12 protein-coding genes are annotated in these 12,880 nt (G+C 71.0%); 7 read left to right on the top strand and 5 right to left on the bottom strand.

What is annotated here, in order from left to right; genetic code table 11:
* The first annotated feature begins 27 nt into the window (after positions 1–27).
* Positions 28–627, top strand: a complete 600-nt coding sequence (locus ACFZDJ_RS14365) for a methyltransferase domain-containing protein (RefSeq protein ID WP_390931268.1) — start codon at positions 28–30, stop codon at positions 625–627.
* A 4-nt stretch (positions 628–631) separates the two neighbouring features.
* Here ACFZDJ_RS14365 and ACFZDJ_RS14360 read toward each other — a convergent pair whose 3' ends face one another.
* Positions 632–1,390 carry an alpha/beta fold hydrolase gene (locus ACFZDJ_RS14360; protein WP_391059054.1) on the bottom strand — a complete coding sequence of 253 codons (759 nt, stop codon included), beginning with the start codon at positions 1,388–1,390 and terminating at the stop codon, positions 632–634.
* Positions 1,391–1,513: 123 nt separating this feature from the next.
* On the opposite strand from ACFZDJ_RS14360, the gene ACFZDJ_RS14355 reads away from it, so the two are divergent.
* The 3 genes from ACFZDJ_RS14355 to ACFZDJ_RS14345 all read left to right on the top strand — a co-directional run bounded on the left by ACFZDJ_RS14355 (position 1,514) and on the right by ACFZDJ_RS14345 (position 3,458).
* A complete protein-coding gene (locus ACFZDJ_RS14355; RefSeq protein ID WP_390931265.1) occupies positions 1,514–2,098 on the top strand; it encodes a helix-turn-helix transcriptional regulator in 585 nt (194 codons plus the stop codon).
* A 63-nt stretch (positions 2,099–2,161) separates the two neighbouring features.
* Positions 2,162–2,467 carry a hypothetical protein gene (locus ACFZDJ_RS14350; RefSeq protein ID WP_168517043.1) on the top strand — a complete coding sequence of 102 codons (306 nt, stop codon included), beginning with the start codon at positions 2,162–2,164 and terminating at the stop codon, positions 2,465–2,467.
* 136 nt (positions 2,468–2,603) lie between these two features.
* Positions 2,604–3,458 carry a hypothetical protein gene (locus ACFZDJ_RS14345; RefSeq protein WP_390931264.1) on the top strand — a complete coding sequence of 285 codons (855 nt, stop codon included), beginning with the start codon at positions 2,604–2,606 and terminating at the stop codon, positions 3,456–3,458.
* 139 nt (positions 3,459–3,597) lie between these two features.
* Here ACFZDJ_RS14345 and ACFZDJ_RS14340 read toward each other — a convergent pair whose 3' ends face one another.
* Positions 3,598–3,780, bottom strand: coding sequence for a hypothetical protein (locus ACFZDJ_RS14340; RefSeq protein WP_101407670.1), 183 nt, complete (start codon positions 3,778–3,780; stop codon positions 3,598–3,600).
* Positions 3,781–3,909: 129 nt separating this feature from the next.
* Complete coding sequence (locus ACFZDJ_RS14335; protein ID WP_390931262.1) at positions 3,910–4,992, bottom strand: fatty acid desaturase; 1,083 nt, start codon at positions 4,990–4,992, stop codon at positions 3,910–3,912.
* Between the two features lie 246 nt (positions 4,993–5,238).
* Between ACFZDJ_RS14335 and ACFZDJ_RS14330 the strand changes: the two genes are divergently transcribed.
* From ACFZDJ_RS14330 to ACFZDJ_RS14320, 3 genes are all read left to right on the top strand, one after another.
* Positions 5,239–8,091 (top strand): SNF2-related protein, encoded by a 2,853-nt coding sequence (locus ACFZDJ_RS14330; protein WP_391059052.1) that lies wholly within the window; start codon positions 5,239–5,241, stop codon positions 8,089–8,091.
* Positions 8,088–9,371 (top strand): SWF or SNF family helicase, encoded by a 1,284-nt coding sequence (locus ACFZDJ_RS14325; RefSeq protein ID WP_391059049.1) that lies wholly within the window; start codon positions 8,088–8,090, stop codon positions 9,369–9,371. The genes ACFZDJ_RS14330 and ACFZDJ_RS14325 overlap by 4 nt, the downstream gene beginning before the upstream one ends.
* A gap of 88 nt (positions 9,372–9,459) precedes the next feature.
* Positions 9,460–10,803 carry an esterase-like activity of phytase family protein gene (locus tag ACFZDJ_RS14320; protein ID WP_391059046.1) on the top strand — a complete coding sequence of 448 codons (1,344 nt, stop codon included), beginning with the start codon at positions 9,460–9,462 and terminating at the stop codon, positions 10,801–10,803.
* Between the two features lie 164 nt (positions 10,804–10,967).
* On the opposite strand, the gene ACFZDJ_RS14315 is transcribed toward ACFZDJ_RS14320, so the two are convergent.
* Positions 10,968–11,243, bottom strand: coding sequence for a hypothetical protein (locus ACFZDJ_RS14315; protein WP_384907516.1), 276 nt, complete (start codon positions 11,241–11,243; stop codon positions 10,968–10,970).
* 391 nt (positions 11,244–11,634) lie between these two features.
* Entirely contained in the window at positions 11,635–12,801 is a 1,167-nt protein-coding gene (gene xylA, locus ACFZDJ_RS14310; protein ID WP_391059043.1) for a xylose isomerase, read from the bottom strand.
* Positions 12,802–12,880: the final 79 nt, after the last annotated feature.

The following is a 12,880-nucleotide window of genomic DNA, read 5'->3' as shown; positions in this document are numbered from 1 at the left end:
TCGTGTCGGTGAGAGATCATGCGGAACATGAGCGAGGACCACACACACGTCCAGGAGTTCTTCACGGCGCGCGCGGCCGACTGGGACGCACGGTTCCCCGACGACGGGCCGGCCTATGCGGCGGCGGTCGGCGAACTCGGCCTGCGCGAGGGGGACCGGGTGCTCGACGCGGGCTGCGGAACCGGGCGGGCGCTGCCGCCGCTGCGCGCGGCCGTGGGGCCCTCCGGAGTGGTCGTCGCAGCCGATCTGACCCCGGCCATGCTGGCGGCCGCGGTACGGGCCGGCCGGCACCGCGAAGGGCAGTTGCTGCTCGCCGACGTCACTGCGCTGCCGCTGCGCACCGAGTCACTGGACGCCGTCTTCGGGGCGGGTCTGATCGCGCATCTGCCCAACCCCGCCGAGAATCTCGGGGAGTTGGCGCGGGTGGTGCGGCCCGGCGGCACGCTGGCGCTGTTCCATCCGATCGGCCGGGCTGCGCTCGCGGCGCGCCAGGGGCGCCGGATCACACCGGGCGACCTGAGGGCGGAGGCCAATCTCCGCCCCCTGCTGGCCGCTTCCGGCTGGGACATGACCTCGTACGTCGACGAGGACGCCCGCTTCCTGGCGCTTGCCACACGGCGGGGCTGAGGCCTCAGACCTTTGCGGCGACCTCGGCCACGAAGGCGTCGGGGTTGTCGAACATGACGTTGTGCCCCGCACCGGGAACGGTCACCACCCGGACGTCGGCGGCCTCCAGCCCCTCCCTGTCCTGCAGTTCACCGCTCAGCGCCCCCTGCAGGTAGACACGGTCCGCCGTCAGCCCTTCGAGCAGGCGGCGCATCGTGGGGACCGTGCCGCGCGCAAGGCCGATCGCGGTACGGTGCAGCGCGCGCGGGTCGGCGAGCCGCATGGTTGCCGCCCAGGAGGGGCCGACTTTGTCGAGCACGCGCGCGTGGCCACCGCTTTCGACGTACTCCTCCTCCGAGTACGAGGCGATGCCGCTGCTGCCCGCCTTGACCGGCGGATACGGGTCGAGGTTCGCCTCCACTAGGACCAGTCTGGACACGAGCTCGGGGCGCCGATGGGCCAGCACGATGGCCACCGAGCCGCCCATGCTGTGCGCGACCAGTTCCGCCGCCGTGGCACCGGCCTCGTCCAGGGCGGCCGCGAGCGCGTCCGCGTGGTCCTCCAGGGTGTAGCCGAAGTCCGCGGGGCGATCGCTGATGCCGTGACCGGGCAGGTCGACGAACAGGGTCCGGCGCCCCGCCAGTTCGGGCCGGGCCGCGATGTGGGCGTTGTAGGCCGTTGAGGCCGACCCCAGGCCGTGTACGTACACCCGGGCCGGTTCAGCGCCTGTCGCCTCCGTCCAGCGGATGCAGCTTCCCTTGCCGTCGAACTCGGCCTGCCTCATTGCTCTCCCTCAGGTCTGTCTCATCGTTTCTCGCGCTTCAGGAGAATACATCGGAGCCGATGTATAGAGGAAGCGATGTACAGAGGAGATGATGTACACCGCTGGTGCGGCAGAATGCGGGACATGCTTGAGCTGTCCATCCTCGGTTTTCTGTACGACGCCCCACTGCACGGCTACGAGCTGCGCAAGCGCATCACCGCGCTGACCGGCCACGTGAAGCCCGTCGCGGAGAGCACGCTGTATCCCGCGATCAAGCGGCTGGAGAAGGCGGGGTGGCTGGCGCGGGCGACGCAGCCCGGCTCCGTGGCCGCCCCTCGTCATGTCCTGACGCTCACCGAAGAGGGGAGAAGCGAGTTGCGCCGCCGACTCGCGGAGCCCGTGCAGCGCGACATCACCGACGAGAACCGCTGGTTCACGGTGCTCGCGTTCCTCAGACACCTGGCAGACCCCCCGGCGCAGGCCGCGGTACTGCGCCGCAGGCTCGCCTTCCTGGAGGAGCCCGCGAGCTTCTTCTACGAAGGCGACCGGCCGTTGCGCGCCGAAGAGCTCGACGATCCCTTCCGGCAGGGCATTCTCACCATCGCCCGGGCCACGAGCCGGGCCGAACTCACCTGGCTGCGGGGCACGATCGGCTCGCTCGAAGGGAACGTTCGCGACGCTTCACCGGACCGCCCCTCTTCTGCCGCCGGGCCTTCAACTCTACGTTGAGTAGCAGCAGGTGAACGATCAGCGATGGCAACCGCGCAGGGGGAAGGTGGCCCGATGACCGGAATGTTCGGCAGACTCCGCGAGATATGGCGCCGGAAAGCGACCGACGGGGCCGAGGCGCAACGGCCCGCCAAGCGACGACCGGAGAAACGTACACACAATCTTTTCGAGGCGGCCGCGGCCTACGTGTCGGCCTGCGCGGAGGACGACCAGGAGCAGATCGACGAGGCTGCGGCCTGGGTGTCGCCCGAGGCGCTGTCGTTCGGGGTGAACGAGCTGGCCTGCCGTGCCGTCATCGCTCTGGCGCGGGAGCGCGACGAGTCGCCCCGGACGGTGGCCCGGACGCTGCTCGGCCTGCCCGCCGTCTGACCGCGGTGGGCGCGGGCCGGGCGTTTCGCCCCCGTCCAGCCGGATAACTGCAGCTCCGCGTCTGTTTCGGGCTCGTGACAAGCGCCGTCGGGGCGCATTATGGTGCGCCGACGAACGTAGCGATCGGGAGGCTGGGATGGCCGGGACGGACGATGGCGCCGTCGCCACCGGGGACGACGACGCACTGTATGTACTGACGGCGGTGCTGTTGACGCCCGCGAAGTTCCCCAGCGTGCTGGGGGACGACTACCCGGAGGCCTGCGCGGGGCTCGACCTGGCACCCCTGGCCGACGGGTACGGTCTCGTGCTGGGCCAGGATGGCGAGGGTGCACGGTGGACGGTCGTCATCGACGACGTCTCACTGGTCGCCGTCGCCATCGCGTCCTGGGACTGCGGGATGGAGCACGAGTTGTCGCCCGACGAGCGCACGGTCGTCTCCGCGCTGCCCGGCTGGCCCCTGGACGTCGCCGTCGCGGCCCCCGGGGTGCCGGCCCCGCACGACCCCGCGCCCGAGCTCACGGATCGGCCCGCGCTCGCTCCACCGGACACCACCGTCTGGGGACCGGCCCAAAGGCGCCTCGGAGCCGACGAGATCGCCCTCCAGTGGGCGATCTGGCGCGAACAGATCGACGACGGCGACTTCGTCACGTCGGAGGACACCGCCCAACCCGACGACGCCCCCCGGGACGAGACCGAGAGCACCGACGGCGACAGCGGCGAGACCCGCAGCGGTGTCCGCCGGGTGCTCGCGGAGGCGCGCTCCTACGTGGACACCCCGCCGCCCCTGGGCCGTGTCCGCTCGTCCTTCGCCAGCGGTGACGCCCGGACCCTGCGCGCGGACGGCCCCGGCTGGTCCATGGTCGCCCGGACCGACGACATCGCCTTCGTCCTCCTCGACGAGGAGCCCGGAGAGGTCCTGCCCGTCGGCCGGGGCCCGGAACTGCCCGGCCTTCTGGAGGCCCTCGACAAGATGGCCGTACGCCCCAGCTGAGCGGTCGCGCAGCGGGTCGCCCCTCGCCCCGGACGAAGCCGGGCACGCACCCGCTCGCGGACCCTGCCGTCGGCACGGTCCGCGAGCGGCGACCGAGCCGCCTCCCTCATGCCGGGAGACGCACCCGATCGGCAGCGCCTCAGCGGCCGAGTTCCTTGCGGGTGACGCGACGCAGCCTGCGCCGCTGCGAGGGATCCAGCGTCAGGTACGCGGCCGCCGGAACTCCCACCACGATCAGGAAGGCGGCCCACCAGGGCAACCAGATCAGCAGGATGAGGCCGACCGCCACACCTCCTGCGGCGATCTTCGCGTTCTTCGACATGTGTCGCCTCCTTCGCGGCTGCTGCCGCTCTCTGTCCTGAAAACGGGTCCACGCCTCTCACGGTTCCAGTGCGCGACCCTGAGACATCCCTGAGGCGCTCCCCTGACTCACCCCTGAGACCCTCCGAGCTCACTCACCCCCTGAGACCTTCCGCGGCTGCTCGGTCCTGAGGGGTTCGCCGACCTCGTGCATGTGACGCAGGGCCTGCCGGTAGGAGTCGACGAGCCCGGTTTCCGCGTAGGGGATACCCAATTCCCGACAGTGTGCGCGCACCAGCGGTTGCGCGAGCCGCAGGTGGGGTCGAGGCATGCTGGGGAACAAGTGGTGCTCGATCTGGTAGTTGAGGCCACCGAGGAACCAGTCGGTCAGGGCGGCGCCGCGGACGTTGCGGGAGGTGAGCACCTGGCGGCGCAGATGGCCCCAGCGCTCGCCGTCCGGGTCGGGCATCTCCATCCCCTTGTGGTTGGGCGCGAAGGCCATGCCCAGGTGCAGGCCGAACAGCGCCTGGTGCAGCGCGGCGAAGGCCAGGGCCTTGCCGAGGGACATGGAGGTGAGCAGCAAGGTCGCGTACGCCACGACGTGGGTCACCAGCAGCAGTGCCTCCACCACCCGCTCGCGCGGCGGCTGCCTGCGCAGGTCCTGGAAACCGTGGACCTTCAGGGCGACGCCTTCCAGGAGAGTGAGCGGGAAGAAGAGCCAGGCCTGGTTGCGGGTGAGCCAGCGCCGGAAGCCGACCCTGACCTCGGCCTGCTCACCCGTGAAAACCAGGACGTCGGCGACGACGTCGGGATCCTTGTCGATGTGGTTCGGGTTGGCGTGGTGGCGGTTGTGCTTGTGGTTCCACCAGGAATAACTCAGTCCGAGGAGCAGGTTGCCGTGGACCAGGCCGATCGCACGACCGATCCCCTTGTTGCCGGTGATCTGTGTGTGGCCCGCGTCGTGGCCTATGAAGGCCGTGCGGGCCGAGAACACGGCGAGCAGCGGTGCGAGGACGAGCACCCACCAGGAGTTGCCGACCAGGGCGACACCCGTCACGACCGCGGTCAGCGCCAGCGCGTTCACGGTGATCGCGCATGCGTACCAGCCATGGCGCCGGTCCAGGAGACCCCGATCCCTGACGGTGCGCAGGAGGGGCGCGAAGTCACTCCCGGGACTCTGCCCGACGCCGCCCCCCGGAGGGCCTTCCACTACGGCTGTGGCGGTCTGGGGCATGACGGGTCTCCGGTTTCTCAGGGAAGGGGCTGACCTGATGAAACGTACGAATCAGTGACCCTCGGCGACCATGACGCCACCACCCGTGTCCGTGCTGAGGCCTGCCCCGCCCATCGAGGGGGGTTACGTACACCCCCGCCCAGGGGAGAGCCCCCTCGCGGTCCGGACATCCCCGCCCGGCGTACGCGGTGCTGTACCCTCGGCGACTCCGAGCCAGTAGTCAAATTTGAGGAATGCGTCATCGCTGTGCAGAGAATTCCTGCGGCAACGCCCGCCGAGATCTCCGAACTGGCCCCATGCTGTGCCGTGTTCATGCCCGCCGATCCGTCCCGTACCGGAAACGTCGCCTTCTGGCGGCCCGACGGTGACGTCCCACCAGTGGTGGCCTCCGGCGCCTTTGACGACCTGACCGTCGCACTGCCCGGAGACGACGGTGTCGAACTCGTGACCGTGCCCGCCGTCCTGCTCCCGGTGCGCGCCGCGCTGCCGGTCCTCACGCGCGCGCGTGCCACCGCGCACGCACACCGGGCGACCACGTTCTGGGGCGCGGCCGCCGTGCTCGCCCTCCAACTCGCCGCGCGGGGGCTGCTGCTGCCGGGGCTGACGGCGAGCGACCACGACGCGTGGCGTGCCGGTCCGCTGCGCGCCGACGACCTGGAGCGCGTACGCGAACTCGCCGCGGCGATGCCGCCCGAAGCGCACGCCGTACCGGTGGACGGCCGTGAGCCGGTGCGGCTGCCCGACCCGGAGCGGTTGCTGCGAGCCTTCCTCGACGCGGTCGCCGACGCGCTGCCCCGCTCCCCCGCCGCGTCGCCGGCCGCGGGAGGCGCGGCCTTCGCGGCGCCGGAGCCGCAGCATGTGCCGGAGCAGCGCGCCTGGGCCGCCGACGTGGCCGCGGGGCACGACGCGGGCGTACGCGTCTCGCTGCGCGTCGAGGTCCCTGGGTTGGCGTCGGTCGGGGCGGACGAGACGCGGCTCCCGTTCCGCGGGGTGCTGCAGGTGCACAGCGTGAACGACCCGGGTCTTGTCGCGGACGCCTCCGCCGTCTGGGCCGGATCGGCGGCCTTCGGCCCGCGCGCGCGGATGGACGTCCTGCTCGCCCTGCGCCGTGCGGCCCGCGCCTGGCCCCCGCTCACCCCGTTGCTCTCGGCGACGGTGCCGGACGCCGTCGAACTCGCCGACGAGGAGGTCACCGAACTCCTCGGTGAGGGCGCCCGCATGCTGGCGTCCGCCGGTGTCGACGTGCACTGGCCCAAGGAGCTGGCGCGCAAGCTGACCGCGCGCGCCGTCATCGGCCCGCCGGACGACGAGCGGAGTCCGGACAAGGTCGCGTCCGCCTCGCCCTCCTTCCTGTCCGCGGACGCGCTGCTGGCCTTCAACTGGTGGTTCGCGCTGGGCGATCAGCAACTCACACGGCAGGAGCTGGACCACCTCGCCGAGGCGAACCGCCCCATGGTGCGGCTGCGCGACCAGTGGGTCCTCGTGGACCCGCAGGAGGTGCGCCGTGCCCGGGCGCAACAGGACCGCAAGGTCACGCCCGTCGAAGCGCTGAGCGCCGCTCTGACGGGCTCCACGGAGATCGACGGCCGCAGGGTCGACGTACGGCCCACGGGGTGGCTGGCGACGCTTCGGGAGCGGCTCTCGGACCCGGAGGGGCAGGAGCCGGTCGGGCAGCCCGCCGCGCTCACCGCGACGCTGCGGGACTACCAGGTGCGGGGCCTCAACTGGCTCGCCCGGATGACCTCCTTGGGACTGGGCGGCTGTCTGGCCGACGACATGGGCCTGGGCAAGACGATCACGCTGATCGCCCTGCATCTGCACCGGCAGACCGACACGTCGGCGGCGGGCCCCACCCTCGTGGTCTGTCCGGCCTCCTTGATGGGCAACTGGCAGCGCGAGATCGAGAAGTTCGCGCCCGGCACGCCGGTTCGCCGATTCCACGGCTCGCGGCGCAGTCTGCAAAGCCTGGCGGACGGGGAGTTCGTGCTCACCACGTACGGCACGATGCGGCTCGACGCGCCGCGACTGGCCGAGGTGCCGTGGGGGATGGTCGTCGCGGACGAGGCGCAGCACGTGAAGAACCCCTACTCGGCGACGGCGCGGGCGCTGCGCACCGTCGGCGCACGCGCGCGCGTGGCGCTCACCGGCACGCCGGTGGAGAACAACCTCTCGGAGCTGTGGGCGATCCTCGACTGGACGACGCCAGGTCTTCTCGGGAGTCTCGGCTCCTTCCGGACGCGTTATGCGCAGGCCGTCGAAGGCGCTCAGGACCCCGCGGCGGCCGAGCGGCTCACCCAGTTGGTCCGGCCGTTCCTGCTGCGGCGGCGCAAGTCGGACCCCGGTATCGCGCCCGAGCTGCCGCCGAAGACCGAGACCGACCGTGCCGTCTCGCTCACCAAGGAGCAGGCGGGTCTGTACGAGGCGGTGGTGCGTGAGACCCTCGCGGAGATCTCGGGCGCCGACAGCATGGCGCGGCGCGGTCTGATCGTGAAGCTGCTCACCGGGCTGAAGCAGATCTGCAACCACCCGGCGCAGTTCCTCAAGGAGGACCGGCCGAAGATCCCAGGCAGGTCCGGGAAGCTGGAGCTGCTGGACGAACTGCTCGACACCATCCTCTCCGAGGGAGCGAGCGTTCTGGTCTTCACGCAGTACGTGCGGATGGCGCGCCTCATCGAGCGCCATCTCGCGGTGCGCGGCGTCGCGACGCAGTTCCTGCACGGCGGGACGCCCGTCCATGAGCGCGAGGCGATGGTGGAGCGCTTCCAGGAGGGCGAAATCCCTGTCTTCTTGTTGTCGTTGAAGGCCGCGGGCACGGGCCTGAACCTGACGCGGGCCGAGCACGTCGTGCACTACGACCGCTGGTGGAACCCGGCCGTGGAGGCGCAGGCCACGGACCGCGCGTACCGCATCGGCCAGACCCGGCCCGTGCAGGTGCACCGGCTGATCGCCGAGGGGACCATCGAGGACCGCATCGCCGAGATGCTGCGGCGCAAGCAGCAGCTGGCCGACGCGGTCCTCGGCGCCGGAGAGGCGGCGCTCACAGAGCTAACGAACGCCGAACTGGCTGACCTGGTGGAGCTGCGAGGGGACGCACGATGACGGATCGGAACGAGGAGCGTACGTTCGCTGCGCTGCCGCCCGCACAGGGGCGGGGCTTCGCTCAGACGTGGTGGGGCCGGGCCTGGCTGAAGGCTCTGGAGGACGCGGCGTTGGACTTGGAGCAGGTGAAGACGGGCCGCAGACTCGCGCGCGCGCAGGCGGTGGGAGCCGTGTCGGTGCGGCCGGGGCGCATCACCGCCGTCGTTCGGGACCGGGACGGCACCGCTCACCGCTCGGACGTGCTGCTTCAGGAACTGTCCGAGGAGCAGTGGGACCGTTTCCTGGACATGGCCGTCGAACGGGCCGGGCATGTCGCGGCGCTGCTCGACCGCGAGATGCCCCCACATCTGGTGGAGGAGGCGGCGGCCTCGGGAGTCGAACTGCTTCCGGGGTTGGGTGACTTGGAGGCCGAGTGCGACTGCGGGGCCTGGGACCACTGTGGGCACACCGCGGCGCTCTGCTATCAGATGGCGCGGCTGCTCGACCAGGATCCGTTCGCCCTGCTGCTGATGCGCGGCCGCGCCGAACGCAGGTTGCTGGACGAGCTTCAGTTGCGCGGCAGCGCGACCGCGAAGGATCGGGCGGACGCCCCGGAACCCGCGCAACAGGGCGTGGACGCCGACGAGGCGTACGCGGCCGGGGACATCCTGCCGTCCCTGCCCGCTCCTCCGGATCTGCCCGAGGCGCCCGGTCGGCCGCCCTCCCTGGACACCGAGGCCGCGCCCGCACCCGGCGTCGACCCGCCCGCCCTGGAGTTCCTCGCTGCCGCGACCGCGGCCGAGGCGCACCGGCTGCTCGCCGAGGCGCTCAGGCCGGCTCACGGGCAGGAAGCACCGGCGGCGGAGTTGACGGTCGAGCAGGACGCGGTTCGGCTCGCTGCGTCCGCCACTGAGGGTGCGATCGTCGAGCGGCTGGCCGGCGGATCGGGGCGCGACCGGCAGGAACTGGCGCTCGCCGTACGCGCCTGGCACTACGGGGGCGTGGTCGCGCTGGCCGTGCTGGAGGACGAGTGGGCCGTGGAGGCGGAGGCGCTCGCACGCGCGCGTGCCTCCCTGGAGACGGCCTGGGACGAGGACGAGCAGCCGCGACTGCGTGCCACCCGCAACCGTTGGACCGCCGTCGGCACACCTGCCCAGCTGCGCCTGGGGCGTGACGGTCGATGGTGGCCGTACCGCAAGGAGCGGGGTCGTTGGACGCCCGCAGGGCCGGCGGCGGGGGATCCGGCCACCGCCTTCGCGATGGCACAGGGAGACCCGGGCGGCGACCCGATAAGTGGTTGACGCCCCACATTCACCTCGAAGTCGTACGGCGTTCGGTACAGCGGCCAACTCTGGCCGCTGTCAACGAACTTGTGCCTCAGGAGGCCCGATGTCCCCGCACGCCGTCGGCCGGCGCCACGTCCACCGAACCGTCGCCGCGGGTGTACCGCTCGCGATGCTGGCCGCCCTCGTGGCGGTCGGCACCGCGAGCGCTCAGGGCTACCCGTCGCAGCCGAGGGTCACTCGCACCGCGACCCTTGGCGACATCCCCCTGGGCACGTTCAGCAACGCGCTGTTGCCCGGCACGGTGGGCGACGACCGGGGCGTGGACCTCGGTGGGATCGGCAGCGACATCTACCCGGCCGGGCGCCGGGGCGAGTTCTGGACGGTCACCGACCGCGGTCCCAATGGGCAGATCAAGGTGGACGGCAAGAAGCGCCGCACGTTCCCGGTGCCCGGCTTCGACCCGGCGATCGTGAAGATCAGGGTGTCCGGTGACACCGTGAAGGTACTGGACGCGCTCCCGATCACCACGTCCTCCGGGAAGCCCGTCACCGGGCTGTCCAACCAGGCGGGGCGCGACGAGGCGCCGTACTCCTATGACGCGCAGACCCCCCTCACGTACAACCCGAACGGCGTCGACACCGAAGGCATCGTCCGTTCCGCGGACGGCAGTTTCTGGCTCGTCGACGAGTACGGTCCCTCGTTGGTCCATGTCTCCGCGCGCGGGAGGGTCCTCACACGCTATGTGCCCAAGGGACTGAACCTGACCGGCACCGACTACCCGGTGGTCGAGGCGCTGCCGGCCATCCTGCTGCACCGGAAGGTCAATCGCGGCTTCGAAGGGCTCGCCCAGCTTCCTGGCGGCGACCTGGTGATGGCTGTGCAGAGCCCGCTCTCCCTGCCGGATGGCGCCGCAGGGGACGCCTCGCGCACGACGCGGCTGCTGCGCTTCTCCCCGAAGAAGCGGGCCGTCACCGCCGAGTACGCCTACCGCTTCGACCCGGTGAACGTGGTCGACCCCAGCGAGGACGACACGTCGGAGCTGAAGATCTCCTCCGTGGTGGCTGTCGGTCGCGATCGGCTGCTGGTGGAGGAACGCACGGACAAGGCGGCGCGGTTGCAGGTGGTGGAGCTCACGCGTGGCGCGAACATCCTCGGTAGTCCCTGGGACAGCGACACGACGTCCCCGTCGCTGGAACAGCTCGACGATCCGGCCGCCTCCGGCGTCCCGGTGCTCGCCAAGCGTCTGGTCGTGGACCTGGGAACGGTCGCGGGGGTACCCGGGAAGATCGAGGGCATCGCGCGCGTGGACCACGACACACTCGCGCTGATCAACGACAACGACTTCGGGATGACCGACGGGGCGGGGGCGTTCGACGCGCAGGGCCGGCTGGTGGACAGCGGTATCGAGACGACGCTCACGTACGTACGGCTGCCGCACGGGATCTGACCTCGGGACCCTTTTCGTCGGGCACGCGTGCGTGAGTCGCGAAACGGCGTCCATGCGCGCGTGCCCGTCACCTCAGTGACTTATGGCAGCGCGCCGTTCCCTAGGTCCTGTCGTCAAATTCCCGTCCGCCCTCCGAGCGGACGACGGGAATTTGACGACAGGACCTAGGTCGGGAGGAGCGACTGCAGGTCGCTCGGCAGGATGCTGCGCAGGTCGCTCGGCAGCTCCGAGGGCAAGGAGGAAGGCAGGGCCGAGGGCAGCGACGAGGGCAGCTCGCTGGGCAGCTCGGACGGAATGCTCAGCGACGGGGAAGACGATCCCTGAGTGCCGCCGCTCTCGGTGGGCCCCTTCTTGTCGGGCGTGTTGCTGCCGCCGCGGACCATCAGCACCACGGCGACGACAGCCACGACGGCCACGAGCGCGGCGAGCGCGAGGAACATCGGAGTACGGCGTCGCCCGCCACCAGGGCCTCCCGGACCGCCGGGAAATCCAGCGGGAGGTTCGGGCCCATCACCCCCCGGAGGGGGACCGTAGCCCTCGAAAGGGGGACCTTGGCCTCCCGAAGGAGGCCCATAGCCTCCGGGCGGCGGGCCGAAGCCACCGTTTCCCGAAGGGGGCGTGTCTCCCGGCGGCCGGGGAGGCTGGGGCGGTAAGGGCGGGGTGGCCATAGCGTCAAGACTCGCCTCGAACCGGTCATGGGGCGACCCCTGTGCCGAAGTTGATACGGACTCATGCCGTGGATCGCATGATTCCGGAGCATTCCCCGCCGGGTCCACGCAGCGAGATGTGAGGCCTGGCCCGCCGGACGGGCCAGGCCTCACCGGGACACGATCAGCCCCGCACGCCCAACAGGTGGTCCATGGCGAGCTGGTCCAGCTGCTCGAAGGCCATCCCGCGCGCGGCGGCCGCCTCCACGTCGAACTCCTCGAAGGCCGCACGGTCCGCGAGCAGCCCCGTCAGGCCGTCCGCCGCGGTGGGCTGCGCCAGCTCGTCGAGGCGCGACGCGCGCAGCGCCTCCTGGACCTCGGGGTCGGCACGGAAGGCAGCCGTGCGCTCCCGCAGGATCAGGTAGTTGCGCATGCAGCCCGCTGCCGACGCCCACACCCCGTCGAAGTCCTCGGTCCGCGGGGGCTTGAAGTCGAAGTGCTTCGGCCCCGCGTACCCGGCGCTCTCCAGGAGGTCGACCAGCCAGAACGCCGAGCGCAGGTCACCGGCACCGAAGCGCAGGTCCTGGTCGTACTTGATGCCGGACTGACCGTTGAGGTCGATGTGGAACAGCTTGCCCGCCCACAGGGCCTGCGCGATGCCGTGCGCGAAGTTCAGCCCGGCCATCTGCTCGTGGCCCACCTCGGGATTGACGCCGTACAGTTCCGGGCGCTCCAGACGCTCGATGAAGGCAAGCGCGTGGCCGACGGTCGGGAGCAGGATGTCGCCGCGCGGCTCGTTCGGCTTCGGCTCGATCGCGAACTTCAGGTCGTAGCCCTGGGAGGTCACGTACTCGCCGAGGAGGTCGAAGGCCTCCTTCATGCGGTCGAGGGCGACGCGCACGTCCTTGGCAGCGCCGGACTCGGCGCCCTCACGGCCGCCCCAGGCGACATACGTCTGCGCGCCGAGTTCGACCGCGAGGTCGATGTTGCGGATCGTCTTGCGCAGCGCGTAGCGACGCACGTCCCTGTCGTTCGCGGTGAACGCGCCGTCCTTGAAGACGGGGTGCGTGAACAGGTTGGTGGTGGCCATCGGCACCCGCATGCCGGTCGCGTCCAGGGCCTGGCGGAAGCGCTTGACGTGCGACTCGCGCTCGCTGTCCGAGGACCCGAAGGGAATCAGGTCGTCGTCGTGGAAGGTCACACCGTAGGCGCCGAGCTCAGCCAGGCGCTGTACCGACTCGACCGGGTCCAGGGCGCGCCGGGTGGCGTCGCCGAACGGGTCCCTTCCCTGCCAGCCGACGGTCCACAGGCCGAAGGTGAACCTGTCATCGGGGGTGGGCTGGTAGTTCATGCCGCGGCTCCTTGCTAGCTCCGACTATTTCGTCATGGCGATTAACAAATTAGTATGCGGAGGCATCTCTGGGAAGAGA

The sequence above is a fragment of the Streptomyces sp. NPDC007896 genome, assembly GCF_042959425.1.
Lineage (GTDB): Bacteria > Actinomycetota > Actinomycetes > Streptomycetales > Streptomycetaceae > Streptomyces.
This window is presented reverse-complemented; position numbering and strand designations above follow the sequence as displayed.